We start from the raw sequence: 25,375 nt of genomic DNA, 5'->3' as shown, positions 1-25,375 counted from the left end.
TTAGCGCGCGGAGGAGACATGGGAAAGATCGTCATTCTGACCGGAGCCGGAATTTCAGCCGAAAGCGGGTTGAGCACGTTTCGCGATGAAGGCGGACTATGGGCGCAGCACCGCATCGAAGATGTGGCCACGCCCGAAGGTTTTGCCCGCGATCCCGCGCTGGTCCACGGGTTCTACAATGCCCGCAGAAAACAGGCCGCGCAGGTGCAGCCAAACGCGGCGCATGAAGCCTTGGCACGGCTGCAGCGGGATTGGCGCGGAGACGTGGTCATCGTGACCCAGAATGTTGACGGCTTGCATGAGGCGGGCGGTGCCAAAGGGGTCATCCATATGCATGGCACTCTGGCCGGCGCATTGTGCTCGGCCTGCAACCATCGCTGGCAGGCCCCGACGAAAATGGTAGTGGGCGAACGTTGTCCCGCCTGTGACCATCCAACCGCCCGCCCCGGTGTCGTCTGGTTTGGCGAGATGCCCTATTTCATGGACGACATCTATGATCATCTGGCCGACGCCGCGATCTTTGCCGCCATCGGCACATCGGGTCAGGTCTATCCTGCGGCGGCTTTTGTGCACGAGGCGCAAGCCGCCGGGGCGCGGACGATCGAGCTGAACCTTGAACCGTCCTCCGGAGCGTCCCATTTTGATGAGACGGTATTTGGCCCGGCCACACAGATCGTGCCCGGGTGGGTGGATCGGCTGCTGGATCGGACCTGATGCCATCCGTTACAATCGGGTTCACGCGTATTGGAATAAGACCCGAAGACAGGAGACCCCGATGGAGGAACATCAGACCCGGAGCGGTGAAGTTCTGGAAGACGGCACATTTACAGGTCGGGACGCGCTTGGTGACAAGCTCGCCAATCTTTGGTGGACATTTCTGCTGCGTGGGCTGATGGCCGCCGCACTTGGGCTTGCGGCCCTGTTCTGGCCGGCCGGCAGCATTACGGTTCTGTTGCAACTGGTCGGTCTGTTGCTGATTCTCGATGGCGGGCTGACGTTGCTGGGGTTCGGGCGGCGCGGGTTGATTGGCGGGTTCGGCATCGGCGCCGTGCTGATTGGCCTTATCCTGCTGATATGGCCCGAAGGGACCGCCCGGCTTGCCTTCTTCCTGCTTGGGGCCTGGGCGTTGATTGTCGGGATCGGATCCGTCATGACGTGGCGACAGATGCACCAGATGGACCCGGCAGGGCCGACCCTGCGCAATTCCGGAATCATCGCCATTCTGATCGGTTTGGTTCTGATGTTCTGGCCCGGCAGCGGGTTGGTTGCGCTGGGATGGGCAATCGCGTTTTCTGCGCTGGCATTTGCCGCCGTAATGTTCTGGCTGACGGCCCGGTTCAAACGGGCCCATGACCGGATCGACATGCGTGTCGTCAACAGATAGCAAAAATACCCGGACCGCCAAAGGGCAACAGGCCGGGCTAAACCCGGCCTGACGCATGGATGACGGCCGCAGAGCGGCCTGAAGACGGGCGTTGGTTCAGTTGGAATGCGAGCCGTGGCCGCCCTGATCCTGACGCTCGAGATCGACCGGGACCTCGACCGTGACTTCACCGGCCTGTTCGAAAATCAGGGTGACAGGAACGGTTGCACCCTGTTCGAACGGCTGCTTCAGGCCCATGAACATCACGTGATCGCCGCCGCGTTTCAGCATGTGGACCTCGCCCGCGGGGATGGCAAAGCCTTCCTCGACATGCATCATCTTGGCGACGCCGTTTTCGTCTACCTCGTGGGTATGAAGCTCGACCCGTGCCGCCACATCCGACGTCACACCGACCAGGCGGTCATCCTGACCGCTGTCATTCCGGATCATCATGAAAGCTGCGCCCGCCTTGGCCGATTTGCCCGAGGATCTGGCATAGGCATCTTCGACCAGGATCAGATCCTGAGCAAATGCAGTAGTGGCCATGGCTGCGGTGGCGATGGTGGCGAACAGGGTGGATTTGAAGGACATTGTGCCTCTCCTTTGATTGGATCTGAAAACTGGCTTGGAATCAGATCAGAAAAGGAGGCGCGCGGGCCGGTTTGCGCGGCAGCGTCCGGGCGACGAGGTTTTCGGCCAACGGCAATGGGGCCGGTTGCGAAAGGCGCGGAGCAGCAGGCAACTCGGGTTGCGCCGCCGCCAACGCCCCCAGAAGGCTCAGGGCGTAGTCAGGGCAGTAATGCGGGGCTTTGATGGGCTGGCCGTCTTCGTCCATGTAGACGACAACCGGGCCGGTTCCGGTGCACAGCACCATCTGACCAACGGCGCGGTCCATCCCCCGCGATACAGCCACCCCCTGCCCGGTCAGAATGACGAGCAGGGAAATGGCCAGAGCCAGATTTTGCTTGAATACGGATCTCATCTTATCCGCGATATACGCTCGCTTTCGCGCGCGTCACAAGGGCATTCGCCTGCGTCCTTTTCTCCGCGTCAGGTATCCACGCCGTTACGACGGACCTGGCTTTTGGTCAGGCTGGTGTGAAGATGGTTCACCCGTCTCTGCATCCGCGTGCAGGCCGCAAAGGTTCTGGCGCAAACGGTAGCCAACAGAGAGAAAAAGTAAAACGATTTTAACGACATATCCACAATCTCCACCGGAATTGCGAGTCAGACAATAGACCTGCCACCGATGGGCGTCTGTGAACAATTTCACGAAAGAGAATAAAACTATTTCTCTTTGAGGAACAGTTTGCAATCAGGCCAAGAAAAAGGCCCCGCACCGGGCGGGTGCAGGGCCAAAACTCTTGCTGTGAAAAAGATCAGGCCGAGGCTTGTGCCTTGGCGATTTCCTTTTTCACTTTCAGCGCGTTTGCCGACAGCTCATCGTCTTTGGCCTTGGCCAGGAACGCGTCCAGACCACCGCGGTGGTCAACCGAACGCAGAGCAGCAGCCGAGATGCGCAGCTTGACGCCACGGCCCAGTGTTTCGGACTGCAGAGTAACGTCGTTCAGGTTCGGCAGAAAGCGACGCTTGGTTTTGTTGTTGGCGTGGCTGACATTGTTGCCAGTCATCGGGCCTTTTCCGGTCAGTTCGCAACGGCGCGACATGGTTTCTTCCTTTGTTTCTGGAGGCCGGGCTACTGCCTGCGGCCAAATCACAAGGGGCGCAACCCGAAGTCGCGCCCGAAAACTGGTTGGATGCGTGTAGTGGGAATCGGCGGAAGGGTCAAGACGGATGCTGCGAATTCTTTCCAGCACCTTCGGAGGTAATCCGCGATGTCAGACCGGGCTATCCGTTTCGGGCAATATTCGCAATCCTTGCTGCCCGGATCACGAGTTCAGAAGCAGGGGCTTGTTGTTGCGCAAGTGGCGCGCGACCAGCCGGGCCTGTTGCGGTCCGCGCGGAATGAAACGGGCGGGATCCGACTCATGTGTCACGTCCGCCAGTTCCGGGAAAATGGCGAAAATCTCCTCGCGGGCCGCATCGCTGAGGGTCTTGAGCGCTTCGGGTCCGGTGAAAAGGCTTTCGGTGGGGGCGTCTTCGGCGAAGATGATCTCGTGCCGGTCAAAGAGCAGGTGAAAATACTCAACCTCAGCCAGCGTGTCATCAACATGGATACCCGGCAGTTGCGTCAGCTTGATTGCGGGGATCAGCACCTCGGGCGCGCCGAACATGCGCATGGCGATTTTCGACCGCACCACCATGCGGTGCTGCCGGGAGACCAACAGATCCTGCTGCGGCAACCCGCCGCCCAGGGCTCCGGCATGGATCCGGACGGGCCGGAGTTTGGGGTTGGCGGCAAGAGTCTTTGCGCCCATGCGGCGGCGACCGATCCAGCGGATGGGCTGCAGCCCGTGGCCGCCGGTGGGAAGTCTGTTGCCCGTGCGCAGGTTCTGGATGGGCACGGGTCCGTGTTCGGTCTGAATTTTCGTGTCGCGGGTAAAGCAGGGAACACCGGCTCCGTTTTCGAAGGTGGAATAGGTCACGGTGCTGCCCGATGGCAGGGTGAACGTGCCACTGGACAACGAATAACCTGTCCCGGCCACAACCGTGATGGTGCCAAATGTGTTGTCGGTGATGACCGTGCCCGCAGGCAGGTTCAGCGTATCGGTTCCACCGCCACCGCGTATATCGCCGGACACATTGGTGCTTTGGAAATCGAGCGTATCATTGCCGCCGCCCAGGCGGATGTTGGAAACGTCCGATCCCCGGACGGTGACCGTGTCGCCTGCGCTGCCGGCCGCCAGCGTGCCGCCGATGGCGCTGCCCGTGATGGTGATGTCATCGCTTCCGGCATTACCGCGCACATCACCCACGATCGTGCTGTTCGAGACGTTGATGACGTCATTGCCCTGCCGCCCACGGATATTGTCGATCGGCGACCCTTGCGGCGTACCGTTCAGGGTGCCGTTGTTGTTGGTGACGTCGATGTTGTCGGCACCGTTGGTGCCATTGATATTGGGCATGATCGACAGTTCCCGTTGATCTGTTCAGTCTGGCTCCTGCCCTGCGGCATCAACATGTGCCACCTTGAGGGACGAGCGCCCGAGCGCCCGGATCCCGTTAAGTATTCATATATAATACAACATTAGATGGAATCGCACCACCTTTGGCGGAATTCCGGCCCGAACCTACTGCCCGGATAGGGTGCCGAGCATACGCTCCGCCGCTGCGGTGGGGCTGATATCGCCTGATCCAACCTCGGCGCTCAGCCGCTCCATCTCGGCGCGGATTTCGGGTGCGTCAAGCTGCGCCAGAAGGGCATGGCGCACCTCCTGATCGAACCAGAAGCGGGCCTGCGCAGCTCGGTTCGCGTGCCAATGACCGTTGTCGCGGCGCCATTGGGTGAGGGATTGCATCTCGTCCCAGGCCTGTTCCAGCCCATGTTCCTCGACCGCCGAGACGGTCATCGCCTTCGGAAAACCTTCGGGGTCCTGCGGACGTTTTCGCAGCAGGCGCAGCGCACCGGCATAATCGGCGCAGGTGCGGGTGGCGGTGGCCTTCAGGTCGCCGTCGGCCTTGTTGACCAGAATCATGTCGGCCATTTCCATGATGCCGCGCTTGACGCCCTGCAATTCGTCGCCGCCTGCGGGCGCAAGCAGCAGCAGGAACAGATCGGACATTTCCGAAACCACGGTCTCGGACTGGCCGACGCCCACGGTTTCGATCAGCACCACGTCAAAGCCGGCCGCTTCGCACAGGGCAATCGCCTCGCGCGTGCGGCGGGCAACACCGCCCAGGTGGCTTTGGCTGGGGGACGGGCGGATAAAAGCGTTCTTCTCGCGGCTCAGCCGTTCCATCCGGGTCTTGTCGCCCAGAATCGAGCCGCCCGAGCGGGCCGAACTGGGGTCGACCGCCAGAACCGCGACGCGCAGCCCTTGCCCCGTCAGCATCATGCCAAAGCTTTCGATGAAGGTGGATTTGCCGACACCCGGCGTCCCCGAAAGGCCGATGCGCAGCGATTGCCGATCCGCTGTTGCCAGATGGGACAGCAATTCGGCGGCCTGCGCCCGGTGATCGGCGCGGCGGCTTTCTACCAGCGTGATGGCGCGTGCCAGCGCGCGGCGGTCGCCCTGCAGAATTCTGTCCCCAAGCTCGGCGGTGTTCATGGATGGGTCCCTCGTCGAAATTTGCCCTAGATGACGGAGTGGGCCCGGGTTTGTCCAGTGCCCGCGGCAAGGTTTCGGCACACGCGTTCTGGACCTTGGCGGTGCCATTGGGGATAAGGCGGCATGACCCGACTGCCGATAGATGATGCCCTGCCCGATCTGATCTCAGCGCTGAAAGCGCGGGGCCGTGCCGTGCTGCAGGCCCCGCCCGGCGCAGGCAAGACCACCCGGGTGCCTCTGGCGATGCTTGAGGCTGGTCTGTGCGAGGGCCGGATCGTCATGCTTGAACCCCGGCGGCTGGCGGCCAGGGCTGCGGCCGAGCGCATGGCGGAGACATTGGGGGAACGACCGGGGCAGACCGTGGGCTATCGTGTGCGCGGCGATGCCAAAGTCTCGAAAACGACCCGAATCGAGGTTGTCACCGAAGGTATTCTGACCCGGATGCTGCAGTCCGAACCCGACCTGCCGGGTATCGGCGCGGTGATATTCGATGAATTTCACGAACGGTCCTTGAATGCCGATCTGGGTCTGGCCCTGTGTCTTGAGGTCACGGGTGCGTTGCGGGACGACCTGATCTTGCTGGCGATGTCGGCGACACTGGATGCAGAACCGGTGGGGCAGCTGATGGATGCCCCCCTGGTGACGTCAGAAGGGCGCAGCTACCCGGTTCAAACACGCTGGCTGGACCGGCCTTTGAGCGCGCAGGCACGACGGCTGGATGCGCTGGTCGATCTGGTCGTGCGGGCCGAGCGTGACAGCCGCGCGGCAGGCGGCGGGATGCTGGTGTTTCTGCCGGGCGAGGGTGAAATCCGGCGGACCGAGGCGACTTTGTCGGGGCGGTTGCCCGGCGACTGCGTGGTACGGCCCTTGTTCGGGGCAATGCCCTTTGCCGCCCAGCGCGCCGCAATTGCGCCAGTTGATCAAGGGCGCAAGGTGGTGCTGGCAACATCAATTGCCGAAACCTCTCTGACCATCCCCGACATACGGGTGGTGGTCGACATGGGACAGGCGCGACGGGCGCGGTTCGATGCCGGATCGGGCATGTCCCGGCTGGTGACCGAACGGGTCACGCGGGCCGAGGCCACGCAACGTGCGGGCCGAGCCGGTCGTGTCGCCGAAGGCCTGTGCTATCGGCTGTGGTCGAAAGGCGAGGATGGCGCCATGGCCGCCTACCCACCCGCCGAAATCGAGGCGGCAGATCTGACCGGGCTGGCGCTGGAGCTTGCATTGTGGGGGGCCGAACCGGGCGATCTGGCATTTCTGACGCCACCACCCGAGGGGGCCATGTCAGAAGCTCGGGCACTGTTGGCGATGCTGGGTGCGCTGGATGCCCGTGGGCGGATCACTGATCACGGGCGGGCGCTTGCGGCGCTGCCCCTGCACCCTCGGTTGGGGCACATGCTGGTGCACACGGGTGCTGACGCCGCGCCGCTGGCGGCGTTGATGGCCGAACGGGATCCGTTGAAGGGCGCGCCAGCCGATCTGTCCCTTCGGCTTGAAGCGTTACGAGATCCACGCGCGTTCCAACGCAATCGGGTCTGGCCGGTGAACATGAGTGTTGTGGAGCGCATCAAGGGCGAAACCAGGCGGTTGCGGGCACAGCCCGGCGGGGCCGGTGAATTGTCCCCTGCGGCCATGGCGGCGCTGGCCTATCCCGACCGCGTCGGTCAGCGGCGCAAGGGGGACGTACCACGATATGTCCTTTCAGGCGGCAAGGGTGTTGTGCTGGACAATGGCGACACGCTGGCGGCCGCACCCTATCTGGTGGTGATCGATACGGACGGAAACCCGCGTGAGGCCCGCGTGCGAATGGCGGTGCAGATCACCGAGCGGGACATCCGCGACCTGTTCATCGATCAGATCGCATGGATCGATAGTTGCGACTGGTCTAGGCGCGAACGCAGGGTCGTGGCCCGCCAGCAGGAAAGGTTCGGGGCGATCGCTCTGGACGACAGGATCTGGAAGGACGTGCCCGCAGAACAGGTGGCGCGCGCCATGTTGGACGGTGTACGCGATCTGGGGTTGCGTCTGGACGGGGCCGCCGCCCGGCTTGCTTCCCGGGTGGAACTGGTCCGGGCCGGAGGGGTGGACCTGCCGGACTTCTCGGTCGAAGGGCTGCTGGCGGATCTGGAAAGCTGGTTGCTGCCGATGTTGGCGGGCGTGCGCAGTGCAGAAGACTGGAAACGCTTCGATCTGTTGCCTGCCCTGCGGGGGCGACTGGACTGGACGCAGACGCAGGAGCTGGACCGCCGCGCACCAGGATCGTTCGAGACGCCGCTGGGTCGGAAAATTCCGATCGACTATGGCGGGGCGGTGCCCGAAATCTCGGTCCGGTTGCAGGAAATGTTCGGAGTGACGCGCCACCCGGTCATCGGGGATGAACCGTTGAAGATCACCCTGCTGTCGCCGGCACAGCGTCCGATCCAGATCACGCGCGATTTGCCGGGTTTCTGGGCGGGGTCCTATGCGGATGTGCGCAAGGATATGCGGGCGCAATATCCCAAACACCCCTGGCCGGAAGATCCGACTCAGGCCGACCCGACCCTTCGCGCCAACAGGCGCCACAAGTGAAGACAGCTCCCCGCGCGGGATTTTCAGTGAATTTTCGTGACCGCCACCGGGTGTGCGTGAGCACGTGGTAGAGTCGGAGCGGCAACACTTTCCGGAAATGAAAGCTCGTTGAAAACACTCAGTTAGGTTCCTAAATGATATCTGCCTAATGTAGGTTATGGAAACTGACGCGAACACATGAAAAACAAGCTACAAAAGCTCTGGAACGAGGTCGGCAAACCTCTGTTTCAGCGCCCGGAACGGGTGCAGTTTGCCGCGCTTTGCACACGCAGAACCGAAACCGGTGAGGATGTTCTGCTGATCACCAGCCGCGAAACCAAAAGGTGGGTCATTCCCAAGGGCTGGCCGATTGACGGCCTCGACGGGGCCGAGACCGCTTTGCAGGAAGCGTGGGAAGAGGCCGGCGTGCGGGCCACTTCTTTCGAGAAAACGCCGATCGGGCATTTCACCTATGACAAGATCCTGAAAGACGGCACATCCCAGGCGGTCCGGACAAATGTCTACCGCATACCGGTGACGGAACTGTCGGATCAATACCCCGAGGCGCATGAGCGTCAGCGGTGCTGGGTGTCGCCCAAAGTGGCCGCGGAACGTGTGAACGAGCCGGAATTGCGCGATTTGCTGCTGCATTTGTAACAGTAAAACGTAAAATTGATGACATGTCGGTTGCCCAACCTGCCGAAAACCGTTAGCGGCCTGCATCCAAATCCCTAACGGCCCAAACAGATGTCAGAATCGCAGACCAAATCCCGCTGGCGCGCACTGGACAGCGACCTTCACCGTATTTCACGGCTCGAGCATGCGAATGCGCATGTGGCGCGGCCGTTGCTGGCCCCGGGGATCGCGCTGGCCTTCATCGCGCTGGCCGGTTTGTCCGCAGCGGTACTGTTCGGTCAGGCCGATGGCAGTCTGATCGTGGTCGCGGCCGCAGGGTTCGGGGCCTATATGGCGATCAATATCGGCGCCAATGACGTGGCCAACAATATGGGCCCTGCGGTAGGTGCCAACGCTCTGACCATGGGCGGTGCGATCCTGATCGCCGCCGTGGCCGAAAGCGCCGGAGCTTTGTTGGCCGGCGGCGATGTGGTTTCGACCATCTCGAAAGGCATCATCGATCCGATGTCGGTGCAAAACAACAACGTCTTCATATGGGCGATGATGGCAGCGCTGATTTCATCGGCTATGTGGGTCAACCTGGCCACCTGGATCGGCGCGCCGGTGTCCACGACCCATTCGGTGGTCGGCGGCGTCATGGGCGCCGGAATTGCGGCGGCCGGGCTGAGCGCGGTGAGCTGGGGCACCATGGGGGCCATTGCCGCCAGCTGGGTCATTTCGCCGGTGCTGGGCGGCGCAATCGCCGCCTGTTTCCTTGCGCTGATCAAGGCCAAGATCCAGTATCAGGACGACAAGATTGCCGCTGCCCGCTTTTGGGTTCCGATCCTCGTCGCGGTCATGGCGGGGGCATTTGCCACCTATCTGTCCGTCAAGGGCCTGAAGCGGATCGTGAAGATCGATCTGGAATACGCCCTGCTGATCGGTCTAGCCGCAGCCCTGCTGGTCTGGGCGGTTACCGTGCCTTGGGTGCGTCGAAAGTCCGAAGGTCTTGAAAACCGCACCCGATCGCTGAAAACCCTTTTCGGGTTGCCTCTGGTGATTTCGGCCGCGTTTCTGAGTTTTGCCCACGGTGCCAATGACGTCGCCAACGCGGTTGGCCCGCTTGCGGCGATTGTGCACGCGGCAGAGTTCGGAGATTTCTCGGCCAAGGTGTCCATTCCCACTTGGGTGATGGTCATTGGGGCCTTCGGCATCTCGTTTGGCCTGTTCCTGTTCGGCCCCAAGCTGATCCGTATGGTCGGAAGCCAGATCACCAAACTGAACCCGATGCGCGCATTCTGCGTGGCCCTGTCGGCAGCCATTACGGTGATCTTCGCCAGTTGGCTGGGCCTGCCCGTCAGCTCGACCCACATCGCTGTGGGCGCGGTTTTCGGGGTTGGCTTCTACCGCGAGTGGCACTCGGACCGCCGACGGAAAGTTACCAACCGCCGGCGCTCTTCCGAGTTGCAGCTGGCACCTGAAGAGTACCAACGCCGCAAGCTGGTACGCCGGTCACATTTCATGACCATTGTGGCGGCATGGGTCATTACAGTGCCTGCGGCAGCGGCAATGTCTGCGGTGATATTCTGGGTGCTGACGGCGTTTTCCTGAGCTGTCTCAAGCCCGGACCCGGTCCGGTGTCAAAGGCTCGGCAGGGGCCCTTTCGATCAGGGCCTGAACCTTTGTGCATAGTGGCGCCGAAGTGCCAGCTTCATTGGCGATGCGAACGATCTCGCCCTGCAAACTGTCGATTTCCGTCGGCCGGCCTGCCGCCAGGTCATAGGCCATGGATGTGCGTGCGCTGGGGTCAATCGTCAGCATCCGGGATGCAATCCGGGTAAAAAGCGGTGTTGGCAGACGCAAGACATATGGCGTCATCCACGCCGGAAGCGGCGTGGTCGACGCGACGGGATGACCGGCGGCTTTCAGCACGCGCAGTGCCTCACCCATCTGATCGGCCATCAAACGCCGCCACGCCCGGTTCATGAGCTGTTCGCGCAGGGTCAGGCCGGACAGGGCATTCAGGGCGTTGTTGAGGTTGATGACCAGTTTGCCCCATTGCACCGCCTGAATATCGTCACTTTCAGACACCGGCAAATCCGCGTTGCCCAGCGTCCGACCCAATGCGCCCGTTCCGCTTTCGATAACGATATCGCCTGATGTTGCCCGGTGGAAACAGGCGGGTTCTGTCGGCACAACGTTGAATGGCACCATTCCGGCGCGCACATCGTGCCCCGGCAAGGCTGCGCGCAGGATGCGTGCGTTTTCCATACCATTTTGCCACGACACAATCGGTGCGCTTGTCGGGGTGAAGCGGGCTATAGAGCGATGTACTCTTCGCGGGTTACGTAGCTCATGCCAGAGACCCCGCCGTGTCAGCACGGTAAGCCGCCTCTTCAAAAGCGGTGATATCCTCTTCTCTGTAGAGTACCTTTTTGTGTGAAAGCTTTAGGAAAGCGGGGCCAGTACCGCGCATTCTCATCATGGCTAGTGCGTATGTTGTGGTACGCCACCGCGCCGCGACTTCTTTGGTCGTTAGGAGCTTATCGCCCATAGCAACACCCTCTCCCCCTTGCAGGGGATACGACGTTGCCCAAGCGTCAGAATGGTGCCATGCGTTTAACTAAGCAGTGTCGGCGGTAGCTCTGCTGGTAGGCGTCTCATTTCTCGCAGGTCGTAACCTATTGATATTTATAACATAATACGTTGTGGATGTCAAGTATTATTTTTCTTGTTAACTATTTACTGCAAACTTGCAAACCTAGTTTTGCTAAGTTGCAAACTACCGAAGCCATCACCCTAGGGCACACAATAGGCACAGATTTAGCTGTTTATTAGCGATTTCAGGTAGATAGAATTTACCCTGTGTTAGCCAGGAGATCCTAGCGTGAGGCATCTGCTGATCAGGAGGTCTGCCATGGACGATTCGAACCCTTTCAAGGCCACACGCCCTTTGCCCACCGCCACGCGCCCGCTTTTGGGGCAAACCATTCTGGTTGTCGAGGACAGCCGTTATGCCTGCGATGCGATCCGGCTGATGTGTCTGCACAGCGGCGCGCGGATCCGGCGGGCGGACTGTCTGATATCTGCGCGGCGTCATCTGAAGATTTATCGCCCATCGGTCATTCTGGTGGATATGGGGCTGCCCGACGGGCCCGGGGCGGACCTGATTGCCGAGCTTAACGAGGCCTCGCCCCGGATCGGCGTCATACTGGGTCTGTCCGGCGACGACTGTGCCGAGCAACTTGCAATGCAGGCTGGTGCAGACGGTTTTCTGAACAAGCCCCTGAACTCTCTGGCCTGTTTTCAGCGCACCATTCTGGAGTTGCTGCCCGAAGATCGCCGCCCCGGCGGACTGCACGCCATCCAGGATGAGTTTATACGCCCCGATCCGATGGCCTATCAGGACGACATGGCCCATATCGCCGACGTTCTGGCCGGGCCAAACGACCACCGGACGCTGGACTACGCCGCGCAATTCCTGACCGGCGTGGCCCGCGATGCGGAAGACACGGTGCTGGCAGACGCCGCGCAAAAGCTGGCCGCGTCCCGGGCTGCGGGTGCGCCTGTCACCGCGCGGGCTGCGCAGGTGGCCGGTATCGTTCAGTCCCGCTTACAACAGCGGGAGGCGATCTGACATGGTCACGGCGTATTTCATCACGGCCACGCTGCTGTTTCTATGGGCCTACCGGCAGACGCGCACGGCGGCGCGCAGCATTCGGAACAACCGGCAGCATCTGGAAAACCCGCTAGACTGATCCGCTGGCTGAGCGGCTGATCGTCGTCCGGTCGGACCCCTGCGTGAGTGGTGGGGTCAGGATGCCGAGGGGAAAGGCCTTCACGCCTTGCGCCAAATGAGGTGGGTTCGTGTGGACTAAGGGATTGCATCACCCGATCAGCGCGTATCAATGCGCGAAACCTATGGCGCGATCCCGGAAACGGCCCGTCAGTGCAACCGCCCGCGCAAGGCGGGCGTTACCGGATCACTCCTGCGGAATGAGGCGCAAGCCCAGTTCCATTAGCTGATCCGAGGTCGGATCGGACGGGGCGTCCATCATCAGATCCTCGGCGCGCTGGTTCATCGGGAACATCATGACCTCGCGGATGTTCGCCTCATCCGCCAGCAGCATAACGATCCGGTCGATACCGGCAGCACAGCCACCGTGCGGCGGCGCGCCGTAATGGAAGGCATTGAACAGGGCGCCGAAGCGGGATTTGACTTCGTCCTCACCATAACCGGCCAGTTCAAAGGCCTTCAGCATGATTTCGGGTTTGTGGTTCCGGATCGCGCCCGAAACCAGTTCATAGCCGTTGCAGGCCAGATCGTACTGATAGCCGCGCACGTCCAACGGATTGCCGTTCAGCGCCTCCATCCCGCCTTGGGGCATCGAGAACGGGTTGTGCTCAAAATCGATCGCACCGGTTTCCTCGTCCTGCTCGTAGATCGGGAAATCCACGATCCAGGCAAAGGCAAAACGGTCCTTCTCGGTCAGGTTCAGTTCTTCGCCGATCACGTCGCGCCCTTTGCCTGCAACCTTTTCAAAGGCTTTCGGCTTGCCGCCCAGGAAGAAAGCCGCATCGCCGACACCCAGACCCAACTGCTGACGGATCGCCTCGGTCCGCTCGTGGCCGATGTTCTTGGCCAGCGGGCCGGCGGCCTCCATGCCTTCGCCCTGATCGCGCCAGAAGATGTAGCCCATACCGGGCAGACCTTCTTTCTGGGCAAAGGCGTTCATACGGTCACAGAACTTTCGGCTGCCACCAGTCGGCGCAGGGATGGCGCGGATTTCGGTGCCTTCCTGCTCGAGCAGCTTCGCGAATATCGCAAAGCCAGACCCACGGAAGTGGTCGGAGACCACTTGCATTTTGATAGGATTGCGCAGGTCGGGCTTGTCGGTGCCGTACCACAGGGCCGAGTCCTTGTAGGAAATCTGCGGCCAGTCCTGATCGACCTTGCGACCACCGCCGAATTCTTCGAACACGCCGGTCAGAACGGGTTGGATGGTATCGAACACGTCCTGCTGCTCGACAAACGACATCTCGAGGTCGAGCTGGTAGAAATCGGTAGGCGAGCGGTCGGCGCGAGGGTCTTCGTCGCGAAAGCACGGCGCGATCTGGAAATACTTGTCGAAGCCCGACACCATGATCAGCTGCTTGAACTGCTGCGGGGCCTGCGGCAGGGCGTAGAACTTGCCCGGATGCAGGCGCGAGGGCACCAGGAAGTCGCGCGCGCCTTCGGGTGACGAGGCGGTGATGATCGGCGTTTGATACTCGCGGAAGCCCTGATCCCACATACGTTTGCGCATCGAGGCGACAACGTCCGAGCGCAGGGTCATGTTCTGCTGCATCGCCTCGCGGCGCAAGTCCAGATAGCGATAGCGCAGGCGGGTTTCCTCGGGGTATTCCTGATCGCCAAAGACCATCAGCGGCAGTTCTTCGGCGGCGCCCAGCACTTCGAGTTCGCGGACATATACCTCGATCTCGCCGGTCGGCAATTTCGGGTTCACCAGTTCGGCATCACGCGCCTTGACAGTGCCGTCGATGCGGATGCACCACTCGGACCGCACCTTTTCCAGGGCAGCAAAGGCGGTGCTGTCGCCGTCGCACAGCACCTGGGTTACGCCGAAATGGTCGCGCAGATCGATGAACAGCACGCCGCCGTGATCTCGGACCCGATGCACCCAGCCGGACAGGCGGACGGTTTCACCGACATTGGCGGCGGTCAGAGCGGCGCAGGTGTGGCTGCGGTAGGCGTGCATGGATCATATCCCTTCGGGCGCAGAATTCGTCGCGCCGATACACCCCGTCGGGCTTGGAAAGTCAAGGCGGGTCGCGCCGTCAAAACGGCCTTTGCACGTTGCCCGAGTAGAAATAGACGCCCAGCCCGGCCGCGAATATGATATTGCCCGCAATCGCGTGCAGCAGCACCGCGTAGAAAAACGATCCGCGCTTGCGGTAGGCCCAGGTGAACAGCAGCCCGCCGCCGAAGGTCATGAGGGCGACAATCCAGCTCCAGTACATCAGGTGCGCCAGTGAAAACAGCGCTGCATTGAGTAGATAGGCCGCGCGGCCGTCCGGCAGGATCCCGTGATAGCGGCGAAAGAACAGGGGCCGGAAAAGCAGCTCCTGCGGCAGGGCCGAGGCCAGCGGATACCCGAGCCAGATGATGGCCAGAAACTCGGGCCGCTGGAGCAGCAGGTAGAACGCTGCGTCCTGCCGTGTCCACAACACCAGGATCGAGCAGAACAGGGCCATGGCGAAGATGAACACCAACAGTTCGGCCCAGGACCAGTTGCGCCAGTTCCAGCGTAGTTCGGCCCATGAAAAGCCGGGCGTGTTGTGCAACAGAACGATCCCGATTGCCGTGAAGATGAACAGCATCGGAAACATCCAGTTCGGCGGGAAAAGGACCGCAATCAGGACCGGGGCCACAACGAAGAACAATCCGAACTCCAGCCAGAGCCGGACGCGGGTTGTCGGCGGAAGGGCCCATTCGCCAAACGCGCTCAATGCTGCACCAGTTCAGCCGGGATAAGGCCGCGAAGGGAATTGCCGACCCAGAGGTTCCGGGCGTTGCGCAGATCGGCCAGGGTAAGGACCGCCTGAGTGGTTTTTCCTGTTTCCAGAAGCTGCTGCCGCAGAATGCCCGGCAGAAGACCGCAGGTCAGTGCCGGTGTCAGGTGCTGGCCCCGCGAGGTTTCGATGAACAGGTTCGTTATGGTGCCCTCGCACAGCTCGTCCAGTTCGTTCAGGAAAATCAGCTCATCCGTTCCAGCAGGCAACGAGGCCCGGGCGGTGTCATAGGTTTCGCGTTGCGTGGTCTTGTGCCGCAACCAGATATCCGACGAAGATAGCCGTGTTTCGGCCACGGCAATCCGCCAGACTGCGGGGTTGTCGGCCAACACCCCGGTGGTCACCTCGAAACGGCCCGACACGTCCATCGTCAGACGACACCGCAGCGGGGTATCGCCCGTTATGGTCTGCAGCGCCGATTGTGCGTCGTCCGGGGAAAACGGCAGGTGCAGGGCGTTTGCGGTGCGCTGCATCCGGTTCAGATGAAGATCCAGCCGGATCATCCCCTGTCCCGGCCGGTAGGCCAGTGTTTCAATCAGGCGGAAGTCAGTCTCGGCTGGCGGGCAAAGCGGGCTTTCCATAGCGCTTCCTCATATTCGGACGGGGCGGTGCTGTCCCAGACGACACCGCCGCCGACATTCAGCGTGGCCGCGCCGTTTTCCACCATCAGGGTCCGGATCGCCACGTTGAATTCCGACCGTCCGTCCGGCGCTGCCCAGCCGATTGTGCCGCAATAAATGTCGCGCGGCCAGAGTTCGAGGTCGGACAAAATCTCCATCGCGCGGATTTTGGGCGCGCCGGTGATCGAGCCACAGGGAAAAAGTGCCGTGAGGATATCGGACAATTCCGCGCCCATATGAAGTTGCGCCTGCACCAGCGAGACCATCTGATGCACGGTGGCGTAGGTTTCGACCTTGAACAGTTCGGGCACCCGGACCGACCCGGGCAGGGCGACGCGGCTGATATCGTTGCGCAGCAGATCGACGATCATCAGGTTCTCGGCGCGGTTCTTGTCGTCGGTCGACAGGAATGCGCGGCGGCGGGCATCTTCGGCCATGTCCTCGCTGCGCGGCTGGGTGCCCTTCATCGGGCGGGTTTCGATCCCGCGGTCGGCGTCGGTGCGGAAAAACAGCTCTGGCGAGCGGCTGAGCAGATCGGGCAGATCGTCTTGCTCGATCAACGCGCCGTGGCCTACAGGCTGGCCTGCAGCAAGGGCCGCGTATAGCGCGGCGGTGTCGCCTTCGACCGTCAGATCGATCGGAAAGGTCAGATTGGCCTGATAAATGTCCCCGGCCCCGATCGCGTCATGAACCTGTCGAAAGGCGCGGGTATACCGGGCCTCATCCCAGCGTGGCTGAAAACCGGTCACCCCGCCGGCGGCGGCGGGATGATCACGTTGTGTGGGCGCGGCATAAACGCCAAAACACAGAAGCGGCAGGCGGCGATCTTCCGGCAGGCGGTCGTTCAGGCGCGGCTCTAAAACATAGCCAAGCTCGTAGCTGGCGTAGCCTGCCAGCCATGCACCGTCAGCGCGCGCCGAATCCAGCGCCGCCATCGCCTGGGGCACGTCCTCCGCCCTGTCCGCGCGGATCACTCTGGCTGGCCGGTCGAAACTGGTTCCGGGTCCGGCTGGCCCCTGATCGAAACGAATTCGCACGTGCATCCTCAATTTACCGTGCTGCGCGGTATAGAGAATACGGCGGTAAGGGAAAGAGGGGAAAGCGGCAATTTCATCCCTGTTTCCGATCCCCCTTGAACCTTTTGGCGCGGTCCCTATAACGCAGGACAATTTGGGCACTCGGAGGGTGCCCTGACTCGCGGACAATCGAAGGAACCAGGCCATGCCCAGAAGAACCGACATCCAGTCGATCATGATCATCGGGGCCGGCCCCATTGTCATCGGACAGGCCTGCGAATTCGACTATTCGGGCGCACAGGCCTGCAAGGCGCTGCGGGAAGAAGGGTACCGGGTCATTCTGGTGAACTCGAACCCCGCCACGATCATGACCGACCCCGGTCTTGCGGATGCCACCTATATCGAACCGATCACGCCCGAAGTGGTTGCCAAGATCATCGAGAAAGAGCGCCCAGACGCTCTGCTGCCCACGATGGGCGGGCAGACCGGTCTGAACACCTCGCTGGCTTTGGAAGAGATGGGTGTGCTCGAGAAGTTCGGGGTTGAGATGATTGGCGCCAAGCGCAATGCCATCGAAATGGCCGAGGACCGCGCCCTGTTCCGCGAGGCGATGGACCGGCTGGGTCTTGAGAACCCCAAGGCAACCATCGTGACCGCACCCAAGCGCGAGAACGGCTCCACCGATCTGGATGCCGGCGTACAGATGGCGTTGGACGAACTGGAAGAAATCGGCCTGCCTGCGATCATCCGCCCCGCCTTTACACTGGGCGGAACCGGCGGTGGTGTTGCTTATAACCGCGAGGATTATATTCATTTTTGCCGCTCCGGCATGGATGCCTCGCCGGTGAACCAGATCCTCATCGACGAAAGCCTGCTGGGCTGGAAGGAATACGAGATGGAGGTGGTGCGCGACACCGCCGACAACGCCATCATCGTCTGTTCCATCGAAAACGTGGACCCGATGGGCGTGCACACCGGCGACTCGATCACCGTGGCCCCTGCCCTGACACTGACCGACAAGGAATACCAGATCATGCGCAACGGCTCGATCGCCGTTCTGCGTGAGATTGGCGTCGAAACAGGTGGGTCGAACGTGCAGTGGGCGATCAACCCTGAAGATGGCCGTATGGTCGTGATCGAGATGAACCCGCGCGTGTCGCGCTCCTCGGCGCTGGCCTCGAAAGCGACCGGTTTCCCGATTGCCAAGATCGCCGCCAAGCTTGCTGTGGGCTATACACTGGACGAACTGGACAACGACATCACCAAGGTCACGCCCGCGTCGTTCGAGCCAACAATCGACTATGTCGTCACCAAGATCCCGAAATTCGCCTTCGAGAAATTCCCGGGCAGCGAACCCTACCTGACCACCGCGATGAAGTCCGTGGGTGAGGCGATGTCCATCGGCCGCACGATCCACGAATCGATGCAGAAGGCGCTGGCGTCGATGGAATCGGGCCTGACCGGATTTGACGAGATCGAAATTCCGGGGTTTAGCATCGGCCTGTGGGACGAGGTCGAAAGCGGCGACGACAAGGCGCACGTCATCAAGGCGATCAGTCAGCAGACGCCCGACCGCCTTCGCACCATCGCGCAGGCCATGCGCCACGGCCTGACCGATGACGAGATTTTCGGCGTCACCAAGTTTGACCCGTGGTTCCTGGCCCGTATCCGCGAGATCATCGAGGCCGAGCGCACGGTCCGCAAAGACGGCCTGCCGGTAACCGAGGACGGCATCCGCAAGCTGAAAATGCTGGGCTTCACCGATGCGCGTCTGGGCAATCTGTCTGGCCGCGACGAAGCCAACGTCCGCCGCGCCCGCCGCAATCTGGGTGTGAATGCTGTGTTCAAACGTATCGACACCTGTGCCGCCGAATTCGAAGCACAGACGCCCTATATGTACTCGACCTACGAAGCCCCGATGATGGGTGAGGTTGAATGCGAGGCGCGTCCGTCGGACCGCAAGAAGGTTGTCATCCTCGGTGGTGGCCCGAACCGGATCGGTCAGGGCATCGAGTTCGACTATTGCTGCTGTCACGCCTGTTTCGCGCTGACCGAAGCTGGGTATGAGACCATTATGGTCAACTGCAACCCCGAGACGGTCTCGACCGACTATGACACCTCGGACCGCCTGTATTTCGAGCCGCTGACCTTTGAACACGTCATGGAAATCCTGACGAAGGAACAGGAAAACGGCACGCTGCACGGCGTCATCGTTCAGTTCGGCGGTCAGACCCCGCTGAAACTGGCCAACGCGCTGGAGGCCGAAGGCATTCCGATCCTCGGCACCACACCGGACGCCATCGACCTGGCCGAAGACCGCGAACGGTTCCAGGCGCTGGTCAACGAGCTGGGTCTGAAGCAGCCCAAGAACGGTATCGCCTCGACCGGCGAACAGGCGCTTGAGATCGCCGAAAAGATCGGTTTCCCGCTGGTGATCCGCCCGTCCTACGTGTTGGGTGGCCGCGCGATGGAAATCGTGCGCGATATGGATCAGCTGAAACGCTATATCAACGAGGCCGTGGTTGTGTCTGGCGACAGCCCGGTTCTGCTGGACAGCTATCTGGCCGGTGCGGTCGAACTGGACGTGGATGCCCTGTGCGACGGCACTGACGTGCATGTGGCCGGCATCATGCAGCATATCGAGGAAGCAGGTGTGCATTCGGGCGACTCGGCCTGTTCGCTGCCGCCTTATTCGTTGTCGAAGGAGATCATCGGCCAGATCAAGGAACAGGCGTTCAAACTGGCCAAGGCGCTGAACGTCGTCGGCCTGATGAACGTGCAGTTCGCGATCAAGGACGACGAGATTTTCCTGATCGAGGTCAACCCGCGCGCCAGCCGCACGGTGCCGTTTGTCGCCAAGGCGACCGACAGCGCGATCGCCTCGATCGCGGCGCGGGTGATGGCGGGCGAAAAGCTTTCGAACTTCCCGATGCGTCCGGCCTACAAGACCGTGGACGACACCAAGATCGCCGATCAGATGACACTGGCCGACCCGGACATGCCGTGGTTTTCGGTTAAAGAGGCGGTGCTGCCCTTTGCCCGCTTCCCCGGCGTCGACACGATCCTGGGTCCCGAAATGCGCTCGACCGGGGAAGTGATGGGCTGGGACCGCAGCTTCCCGCGCGCCTTCCTGAAGGCGCAGATGGGCGCCGGGATGGTCCTGCCGTCTTCGGGGCGCGCGTTCATCTCGATCAAGGACGCGGACAAGGGCCGGACGATGCTTGAAGCGGCGCAGGTGCTGGTGGCGCAGGGCTTTACGCTTGTCGCAACCCGGGGCACGCAAAGCTGGCTGGCTGAACAGGGCGTGCCCTGCGACGTGGTCAACAAGGTTTATGAAGGCCGCCCGGACGTGGTCGACATGCTGAAAGACGGTCAAGTTCAGTTGCTGATGAACACCACCGAAGGCGCGCAGGCGGTCGAGGACAGTAAGGCCATCCGCTCGATCGCGCTCTATGACAAGATCCCCTATTTCACCACCGCTGCCGCAAGCCATGCGGCCGCGCTGGCGATCAAGGCGCAGGCCGAGGGTGATGTCGAGGTCAGGTCGCTGCAGGGCTGACACGGTTCAGCGCCCCAAAATGTCACGCGAAACCCTCGGAGCAATCCGGGGGTTTTTTCTGGCTCGGGCAGGCTGTTCACATAGTCGGGTAAGCAAAAGCAATCACGCCGGAGGTTACATCACCCGGCGTGTTCCCGCGCATTCCCTTAGGTCACCCAACCTTGATCTGCCCGCCTTGCATCGGCATTTTGTGCTGATCCAGACCAATCAGGACCGACCATGTATACGCCTGCCATCACCGGCTCCGGGGTTTTCACACCCGAAAATGTCATCACCAATGCCGAGCTTGTCGAAGCGTTCAACGCCTATGCCGACAAACAGAACGCCGCGAACGCGCAGGCCATCGCGGACGGGCGCATGGAGGCGATGCAGCATTCGTCGGAAGAGTTCATCCTGAAGGCGTCAGGGATCGAAAACCGTTATGTGATGGACAAATCCGGCGTTCTGGATCCGGACGTGATGCACCCGCTTCTACGGCAGCGCGGCGATGATGAGCCGGGGATCATGACCGAAATGGCGGTGGATGCCTGCAAAAAGGCCATGACGCAGGCCGGTCGCACGGCGGATGACATTGATCTGGTGATCTGCGCTGCCTCGAACCACGAGCGCGCTTATCCTGCCATTGCGATCGAGATACAGCAGGCGCTTGGTATCTCGGGCTTCGGGTTTGACATGAATGTCGCCTGTTCCTCGGCCACGTTCGGGATTCAGGCGGCTGCGGATATGGTCCGGTCGGGGTCTGTCCGGGCGGCGCTGGTGGTCAACCCCGAGATCTGCTCGGGCCATCTGGAATGGCGCGACCGCGATTGCCACTTTATTTTCGGCGATGTTGCAACCGCCACGCTGATCGAGCGGCAGGAGGATGCCACGGGCGCCCATTTTGAGATTCTCTCGACCCGCTGCGCCACGGCATTTTCCAACAACATCCGCAACAACAACGGCTTTTTGCGCCGCGCCCGACCGGCCGGGATGGAAGATCGGCGCGACATGCAGTTCATGCAGAACGGGCGCAAGGTGTTCAAGGAGGTGCTGCCGATGGTCAGCCAGCACATCACCGATCACATGGAGGCCGAGGGGCTAGGCAGTGACGATCTGAAACGGCTGTGGCTGCATCAGGCCAACAAGACCATGAACGATTTCATCGGCAAAAAGGTTCTGGGCCGCGTGCCCGACCCGGGTGAGCAGCCCAATATCCTGCAGGATTACGCAAACACCTCATCCGCCGGGTCGATCATTGCATTCTCGAAATACTCGGACGATTTGGAAGATGGCCAGATCGGCCTGATCTGTTCCTTTGGGGCCGGCTATTCGGTCGGCTCTGTGATTGTGAAGCGGAGAGGCTGAGTTCACAATCATTCGGGCAAGCGTCTGTTCACGAAAATCGCATCTCGGACCCGAGTTCCGGCGGTTCAGCTGACGCTTTCTTCTTCCAGATGCAGCTTCATTTCGATCAGCACCTGCTGCAACAGGCTGGTTTCTCTCAGCAGCCGCTTTGCCTCGTTCACGGTGATGATACCGTCTTCGATGGCAGCCTGGTATTCGGTCATCAGCATCGCAAAACGCTGACTTAAGGCGATGACGTCCGAGTTCACGCCGCCGGTGCGCGGGGAGTCGGAATTCCGGCCGTCATACGACAATGTGATGTTATTGAGATCGGCCAGCGCTGAGGTAACGTGGGGAAAGCCTGCCACCGTCTCAAGCCTCGCTACGGCGTCCACCGGCATGAACCGGTCGCTGTGTTCGGCGTTGTCTGAATAGTACCGCCCAAGTGTCGCTTTGGACTTGCCCGTTATCTTACAGGCAGATTCGATTCCCACATCTTTGACCAGTGCTTCGGTATGCTTTTTCAGATAGGCCCCGATATCTGCCATTGTTTTACCTTTGTTACCTGTAATCACCCTTCAGCCGACCGCATTTGGGGGAAAGGGTGGGGAAATTTCCCATATTCGATTCATAATTGAAATGTCATATATTGGCTATCCCTCAGATATGCGGGGATTTTGTGAGTGAGTGGCGGCATTTCAAGCCGGTAATGAGTGATCGCGGAGCTGATTCTTAGCTCCGCTCTGTTTAGGCCATATGTTGGCCGACGGCGTCGTTGTTGTGGGCGCGCGGGTTCCATCCCCAGAGAGCATCTGCTCGGCCCATGCAACCGCAACGGCGACGTCGCTTCCTCAATGCCATTGATGACTTGCCCCCTTGGTTCACCCGATTTAGACCCGGCCCATGGCAAAACTGTATTTCAACTATTCCACCATGAACGCGGGCAAATCGACCGTGTTGCTGCAGGCGTCGCACAACTATCGCGAGCGGGGCATGGATACCTATCTGATGACCGCCGCGCTGGATGGACGGGCCGGTGTCGGTCGCATCGCCTCTCGCATCGGAATATCCGCCGAAGCGGATGTGTTCGCAACGGAAGACGACGTTTTTCAGATGATCCAAGATCGCCGGAACAAAGGCAAAATCGCCTGCGTCTTCGTCGATGAGGCGCAGTTTCTGACCGAGGATCAGGTATGGCAACTGGCCCGCGCGGTGGACGATCTGGATGTTCCCGTGCTGGCGTATGGGTTGCGGGTTGATTTTCTCGGAAAGCTGTTCCCGGGCTCGGCCGCCCTGCTGGCGTTGGCCGACGAGATGCGCGAGGTGCGCACCATCTGCAGATGCGGACGCAAAGCGACCATGGTGATCCGGCAGGACGAACATGGCCAGGCCATCACCGAAGGCGCGCAGGTGCAGATCGGCGGCAACGAAACCTATGTTTCGCTGTGCCGCAAACACTGGCGCGAGGCGGTGGGCGCCTAAACCAGGTTGGGCAACGGACGCCCCGCAACAAAGGCCGCGACATTGTCCAGCGCCATCTGCCCCATATCGGTACGCACTTCCTCGGTGGCTGTGCCCAGATGCGGCAACAATGTCACGTTTTCCATATCACGAAGGGCCTGAGGGACGATCGGTTCGAATTCGTATACGTCCAGACCCGCGCCCGCGATTCGGCCGTCTTGCAGGGCCGCAATCAGGGCGGCCTCGTCCACAACCTCGCCCCTCGCGATGTTGATCAGCAGGCCGGACGGCTTCATCGCCTCAAGAACCTGCGTGTTGACCAGATGCCTTGTTTCCGCGCCGCCGGGGACGGCAAGCACCAGGAAATCGACAGACGCAGCAAGGTCGCTCAGTTTGGGGATGTAGTCAGCGGGAAAATCGACGTCCTTTGGGCTGCGGGACTGATAGGCAACCTGCATACCGAACCCGAAATGACAGCGCCGTGCGATGGCCTGCCCGATACGGCCCATGCCCACGATGCCGACCCGCTTGCCGGTCACGTGGTGGCCCAGCATCTGGGTCGGGTGCCACCCCCGCCAGCCAGCCGAACGGACCAGCCGCTCACCCTCGCCCGCACGGCGAGCAGTGGATAGCAAAAGGGTCATGGCGATGTCAGCGGTGGCGTCCGTGACAGCGCCAGGCGTGTTGGTAACGGCGATACCTGCCGACCGTGCCGCATCCACGTCGATATGGTTGTAACCCACGCCGAAATTGGCCAGCAGCTTGCATCGCGGTGCGGGCACCTCACCGATGATCTGTGCCGAGAACTGATCGCCCAGCGTCGGCACCACCAGATCGAACTCGGTCAAGGCACGATGCATTTCAGCGTGGTCAAGCGGCGTGGTTTCAGACCTGATCTGGACGTCGAACTCGGCGCGGGCGCGGGCTTCGACGGCGGGTGTCATCGGTCGGGTGATCCAGAGCTTCATCAGTGCATCCGCCCGCCCAGCGGGACCTTGCCATCAGGGCCGATCAGAACGATCTCGCCATTCTCGTCCGGCAGGCCAAGCACCAGAACTTCGGACATGAAACGTCCGATCTGGCGCGGCGGAAAGTTGATCACGGCCATCACCTGTTTGCCAACAAGCCCGGACGGGTCGTAATGGGCCGTGACCTGAGCCGAGGTTTTGCGCTCGCCGATCTCGTCGCCGAAGTCGATCCACATCTTGATCGCGGGTTTGCGGGCCTCGGGATATGGTTCCGCGCGCACCACCTGACCCACGCGGATATCGACCTTCAGAAAATCGTCGAAGGAAATCTCACTCACGCGACAGCTCCCTCGACCGGTTGGTTGCAGCGCCGACGGCGCGGTGCAGAAGATCCGGGAACCCGGTTTCCTCGTGCATCAGAACCTCAAGCGCGGCCTGCGTTGTCCCGTTGGGCGAGGTGACATTGATGCGCAGTTGTGCGGGGTCTTCCTCGGCTGCCATGGCCAGCGCACCGGCCCCGGCCACGGTGGATTTGGCCAGCTTCATCGCCAGTTCGTGCGGCAGGCCATGCGCCTCGCCCGCCTTGGCGAGCGCTTCGATCAGGTGGAACACATAGGCCGGACCCGACCCGCTGAGGCCGGTTACGGCATCCATCTGGTCCTCACTCTCCAGCCGGACCGTCTGCCCGATGGCCGAGAGAAGGGATTCGGCCAGATCCGCATCGGCGTCTGTGGCGTTGGCGTTGCCGATCAGCGCGGTAATGCCCTGGCGGATCGCTGCGGGCGTGTTCGGCATGGCGCGGATGATCGGGGTGCCCTGCCCCAGAACGTCCTCGAACGTGGCCAGAGAAGTTCCGGCTGCAACAGAGATGAACAGGCTGGTGCCACCGCCCAGCGCCTTGATCGCGGGCAGCGCGTCGCCCATCATCTGCGGTTTGACGGCAACAAGCACCACGGCGGGCGCTTCGGGCAACGGTGTGTTGATGTTCACGCCCTGCGCCTTGAGCCAGTCGGACGGATAAGGGTCGATAACCCAGACCGAAGATGCGGGAAGACCATGCTCAAGCCATCCGGCGAGCATGGCGGACCCCATCTTGCCACATCCCAAAAGCACAAGCCCCTGATCGGCGACGCGTGACATATCCATGATTGCCCCTCT

23 protein-coding genes are annotated in these 25,375 nt (G+C 61.4%); 9 read left to right on the top strand and 14 right to left on the bottom strand.

All coding sequences use genetic code 11. From position 1 onward, the window contains the following. The first annotated feature begins 18 nt into the window (after window positions 1-18). Together AC2FIR_RS08795 and AC2FIR_RS08790 are read left to right on the top strand one after the other, a co-directional pair. Window positions 19-714, top strand: a complete 696-nt coding sequence (locus AC2FIR_RS08795) for an NAD-dependent deacylase (RefSeq protein ID WP_496746556.1) — start codon at window positions 19-21, stop codon at window positions 712-714. A gap of 61 nt (window positions 715-775) precedes the next feature. Beyond that, complete coding sequence (locus tag AC2FIR_RS08790; protein WP_480491640.1) at window positions 776-1,384, top strand: HdeD family acid-resistance protein; 609 nt, start codon at window positions 776-778, stop codon at window positions 1,382-1,384. A 96-nt stretch (window positions 1,385-1,480) separates the two neighbouring features. Here AC2FIR_RS08790 and AC2FIR_RS08785 read toward each other — a convergent pair whose 3' ends face one another. The 5 genes from AC2FIR_RS08785 to meaB form a co-directional block, all read right to left on the bottom strand. Beyond that, window positions 1,481-1,954 (bottom strand): copper chaperone PCu(A)C, encoded by a 474-nt coding sequence (locus tag AC2FIR_RS08785; RefSeq protein WP_496746479.1) that lies wholly within the window; start codon window positions 1,952-1,954, stop codon window positions 1,481-1,483. Between the two features lie 40 nt (window positions 1,955-1,994). Continuing rightward, window positions 1,995-2,345, bottom strand: coding sequence for a hypothetical protein (locus AC2FIR_RS08780; protein ID WP_496746477.1), 351 nt, complete (start codon window positions 2,343-2,345; stop codon window positions 1,995-1,997). Between the two features lie 397 nt (window positions 2,346-2,742). Continuing rightward, entirely contained in the window at window positions 2,743-3,030 is a 288-nt protein-coding gene (gene rpmB / locus AC2FIR_RS08775) for a 50S ribosomal protein L28 (RefSeq protein WP_170614716.1), read from the bottom strand. Window positions 3,031-3,252: 222 nt separating this feature from the next. Beyond that, complete coding sequence (locus AC2FIR_RS08770) at window positions 3,253-4,389, bottom strand: Hint domain-containing protein (protein WP_496746475.1); 1,137 nt, start codon at window positions 4,387-4,389, stop codon at window positions 3,253-3,255. 165 nt (window positions 4,390-4,554) lie between these two features. Continuing rightward, window positions 4,555-5,532, bottom strand: coding sequence for a methylmalonyl Co-A mutase-associated GTPase MeaB (meaB, locus tag AC2FIR_RS08765; RefSeq protein ID WP_480907498.1), 978 nt, complete (start codon window positions 5,530-5,532; stop codon window positions 4,555-4,557). Window positions 5,533-5,655: 123 nt separating this feature from the next. Between meaB and hrpB the strand changes: the two genes are divergently transcribed. From hrpB to AC2FIR_RS08750, 3 genes are all read left to right on the top strand, one after another. Then, the gene (gene hrpB / locus AC2FIR_RS08760) at window positions 5,656-8,103 is read left to right on the top strand and encodes an ATP-dependent helicase HrpB (protein WP_496746473.1); all 2,448 of its coding nucleotides are present in this window, start codon (window positions 5,656-5,658) and stop codon (window positions 8,101-8,103) included. A 177-nt stretch (window positions 8,104-8,280) separates the two neighbouring features. After that, window positions 8,281-8,739 carry an NUDIX hydrolase gene (locus AC2FIR_RS08755; protein WP_496746471.1) on the top strand — a complete coding sequence of 153 codons (459 nt, stop codon included), beginning with the start codon at window positions 8,281-8,283 and terminating at the stop codon, window positions 8,737-8,739. 90 nt (window positions 8,740-8,829) lie between these two features. Further along, window positions 8,830-10,308: an inorganic phosphate transporter gene (locus AC2FIR_RS08750; protein ID WP_496746470.1), complete on the top strand. Its 1,479-nt coding sequence runs from the start codon at window positions 8,830-8,832 to the stop codon at window positions 10,306-10,308. Between the two features lie 6 nt (window positions 10,309-10,314). Here the strand turns inward: AC2FIR_RS08750 and AC2FIR_RS08745 are convergent, their stop codons facing one another. Further along, window positions 10,315-11,079, bottom strand: a complete 765-nt coding sequence (locus tag AC2FIR_RS08745; protein ID WP_496762141.1) for a ketopantoate reductase C-terminal domain-containing protein — start codon at window positions 11,077-11,079, stop codon at window positions 10,315-10,317. 535 nt (window positions 11,080-11,614) lie between these two features. On the opposite strand from AC2FIR_RS08745, the gene AC2FIR_RS08740 reads away from it, so the two are divergent. Further along, window positions 11,615-12,334 (top strand): response regulator, encoded by a 720-nt coding sequence (locus tag AC2FIR_RS08740; protein ID WP_496746466.1) that lies wholly within the window; start codon window positions 11,615-11,617, stop codon window positions 12,332-12,334. A gap of 346 nt (window positions 12,335-12,680) precedes the next feature. Here AC2FIR_RS08740 and aspS read toward each other — a convergent pair whose 3' ends face one another. The 4 genes from aspS to AC2FIR_RS08720 form a co-directional block, all read right to left on the bottom strand. After that, on the bottom strand, window positions 12,681-14,456 hold the full coding sequence (aspS, locus tag AC2FIR_RS08735) for an aspartate--tRNA ligase (RefSeq protein WP_496762138.1): 1,776 nt from the start codon (window positions 14,454-14,456) through the stop codon (window positions 12,681-12,683). A 79-nt stretch (window positions 14,457-14,535) separates the two neighbouring features. Beyond that, window positions 14,536-15,207 carry a CPBP family intramembrane glutamic endopeptidase gene (locus tag AC2FIR_RS08730; protein WP_480812294.1) on the bottom strand — a complete coding sequence of 224 codons (672 nt, stop codon included), beginning with the start codon at window positions 15,205-15,207 and terminating at the stop codon, window positions 14,536-14,538. Continuing rightward, window positions 15,204-15,851 (bottom strand): aminotransferase class IV family protein, encoded by a 648-nt coding sequence (locus tag AC2FIR_RS08725; protein WP_170680879.1) that lies wholly within the window; start codon window positions 15,849-15,851, stop codon window positions 15,204-15,206. The genes AC2FIR_RS08730 and AC2FIR_RS08725 overlap by 4 nt, the downstream gene beginning before the upstream one ends. Beyond that, window positions 15,806-16,933, bottom strand: a complete 1,128-nt coding sequence (locus AC2FIR_RS08720) for an aminodeoxychorismate synthase component I (protein WP_496746461.1) — start codon at window positions 16,931-16,933, stop codon at window positions 15,806-15,808. The genes AC2FIR_RS08725 and AC2FIR_RS08720 overlap by 46 nt, the downstream gene beginning before the upstream one ends. A 178-nt stretch (window positions 16,934-17,111) precedes the next feature. On the opposite strand from AC2FIR_RS08720, the gene carB reads away from it, so the two are divergent. Further along, the gene (gene carB, locus AC2FIR_RS08715) at window positions 17,112-20,465 is read left to right on the top strand and encodes a carbamoyl-phosphate synthase large subunit (protein ID WP_496746460.1); all 3,354 of its coding nucleotides are present in this window, start codon (window positions 17,112-17,114) and stop codon (window positions 20,463-20,465) included. Between the two features lie 219 nt (window positions 20,466-20,684). Next, window positions 20,685-21,809, top strand: a complete 1,125-nt coding sequence (locus AC2FIR_RS08710) for a beta-ketoacyl-ACP synthase III (protein ID WP_496746458.1) — start codon at window positions 20,685-20,687, stop codon at window positions 21,807-21,809. Between the two features lie 65 nt (window positions 21,810-21,874). Here AC2FIR_RS08710 and AC2FIR_RS08705 read toward each other — a convergent pair whose 3' ends face one another. Next, window positions 21,875-22,336: a hypothetical protein gene (locus tag AC2FIR_RS08705; protein WP_170614729.1), complete on the bottom strand. Its 462-nt coding sequence runs from the start codon at window positions 22,334-22,336 to the stop codon at window positions 21,875-21,877. A 355-nt stretch (window positions 22,337-22,691) separates the two neighbouring features. Here AC2FIR_RS08705 and AC2FIR_RS08700 point away from each other — a divergent pair, with 355 nt between their 5' ends. Beyond that, the gene (locus AC2FIR_RS08700) at window positions 22,692-23,270 is read left to right on the top strand and encodes a thymidine kinase (protein WP_480913466.1); all 579 of its coding nucleotides are present in this window, start codon (window positions 22,692-22,694) and stop codon (window positions 23,268-23,270) included. Here AC2FIR_RS08700 and AC2FIR_RS08695 read toward each other — a convergent pair. Genes AC2FIR_RS08695 through proC form a run of 3 tightly spaced genes read right to left on the bottom strand, consistent with a single transcriptional unit; the run spans window position 23,267 to window position 25,363 of the window. Next, window positions 23,267-24,217: a 2-hydroxyacid dehydrogenase gene (locus AC2FIR_RS08695; protein ID WP_496746456.1), complete on the bottom strand. Its 951-nt coding sequence runs from the start codon at window positions 24,215-24,217 to the stop codon at window positions 23,267-23,269. The two genes, AC2FIR_RS08700 and AC2FIR_RS08695, sit on opposite strands and share 4 nt — an antisense overlap. Continuing rightward, complete coding sequence (locus AC2FIR_RS08690; RefSeq protein ID WP_496746454.1) at window positions 24,217-24,555, bottom strand: tRNA-binding protein; 339 nt, start codon at window positions 24,553-24,555, stop codon at window positions 24,217-24,219. Before AC2FIR_RS08690 ends, AC2FIR_RS08695 begins: the two co-directional genes overlap by 1 nt. Continuing rightward, window positions 24,548-25,363, bottom strand: coding sequence for a pyrroline-5-carboxylate reductase (proC, locus tag AC2FIR_RS08685; protein ID WP_170614733.1), 816 nt, complete (start codon window positions 25,361-25,363; stop codon window positions 24,548-24,550). Before proC ends, AC2FIR_RS08690 begins: the two co-directional genes overlap by 8 nt. Window positions 25,364-25,375: the final 12 nt, after the last annotated feature.

Source organism: Ruegeria sp. CDSB136 (assembly GCF_059610965.1).
This window is presented reverse-complemented; position numbering and strand designations above follow the sequence as displayed.

Coding starts and splice junctions, on each gene's coding strand:
- AC2FIR_RS08795 (WP_496746556.1), top strand. CDS start 19: ATGGGAAAGATCGTCATTCTGACCGGAGCCGGAATTTCAGCCGAAAGC.
- AC2FIR_RS08790 (WP_480491640.1), top strand. CDS start 776: ATGGAGGAACATCAGACCCGGAGCGGTGAAGTTCTGGAAGACGGCACA.
- AC2FIR_RS08785 (WP_496746479.1), bottom strand. CDS start 1,954: ATGTCCTTCAAATCCACCCTGTTCGCCACCATCGCCACCGCAGCCATG.
- AC2FIR_RS08780 (WP_496746477.1), bottom strand. CDS start 2,345: ATGAGATCCGTATTCAAGCAAAATCTGGCTCTGGCCATTTCCCTGCTC.
- rpmB (WP_170614716.1), bottom strand. CDS start 3,030: ATGTCGCGCCGTTGCGAACTGACCGGAAAAGGCCCGATGACTGGCAAC.
- AC2FIR_RS08770 (WP_496746475.1), bottom strand. CDS start 4,389: ATGCCCAATATCAATGGCACCAACGGTGCCGACAACATCGACGTCACC.
- meaB (WP_480907498.1), bottom strand. CDS start 5,532: ATGAACACCGCCGAGCTTGGGGACAGAATTCTGCAGGGCGACCGCCGC.
- hrpB (WP_496746473.1), top strand. CDS start 5,656: ATGACCCGACTGCCGATAGATGATGCCCTGCCCGATCTGATCTCAGCG.
- AC2FIR_RS08755 (WP_496746471.1), top strand. CDS start 8,281: ATGAAAAACAAGCTACAAAAGCTCTGGAACGAGGTCGGCAAACCTCTG.
- AC2FIR_RS08750 (WP_496746470.1), top strand. CDS start 8,830: ATGTCAGAATCGCAGACCAAATCCCGCTGGCGCGCACTGGACAGCGAC.
- AC2FIR_RS08740 (WP_496746466.1), top strand. CDS start 11,615: ATGGACGATTCGAACCCTTTCAAGGCCACACGCCCTTTGCCCACCGCC.
- aspS (WP_496762138.1), bottom strand. CDS start 14,456: ATGCACGCCTACCGCAGCCACACCTGCGCCGCTCTGACCGCCGCCAAT.
- AC2FIR_RS08725 (WP_170680879.1), bottom strand. CDS start 15,851: ATGGAAAGCCCGCTTTGCCCGCCAGCCGAGACTGACTTCCGCCTGATT.
- AC2FIR_RS08720 (WP_496746461.1), bottom strand. CDS start 16,933: ATGCACGTGCGAATTCGTTTCGATCAGGGGCCAGCCGGACCCGGAACC.
- carB (WP_496746460.1), top strand. CDS start 17,112: ATGCCCAGAAGAACCGACATCCAGTCGATCATGATCATCGGGGCCGGC.
- AC2FIR_RS08710 (WP_496746458.1), top strand. CDS start 20,685: ATGTATACGCCTGCCATCACCGGCTCCGGGGTTTTCACACCCGAAAAT.
- AC2FIR_RS08705 (WP_170614729.1), bottom strand. CDS start 22,336: ATGGCAGATATCGGGGCCTATCTGAAAAAGCATACCGAAGCACTGGTC.
- AC2FIR_RS08700 (WP_480913466.1), top strand. CDS start 22,692: ATGGCAAAACTGTATTTCAACTATTCCACCATGAACGCGGGCAAATCG.
- AC2FIR_RS08695 (WP_496746456.1), bottom strand. CDS start 24,217: ATGAAGCTCTGGATCACCCGACCGATGACACCCGCCGTCGAAGCCCGC.
- proC (WP_170614733.1), bottom strand. CDS start 25,363: ATGGATATGTCACGCGTCGCCGATCAGGGGCTTGTGCTTTTGGGATGT.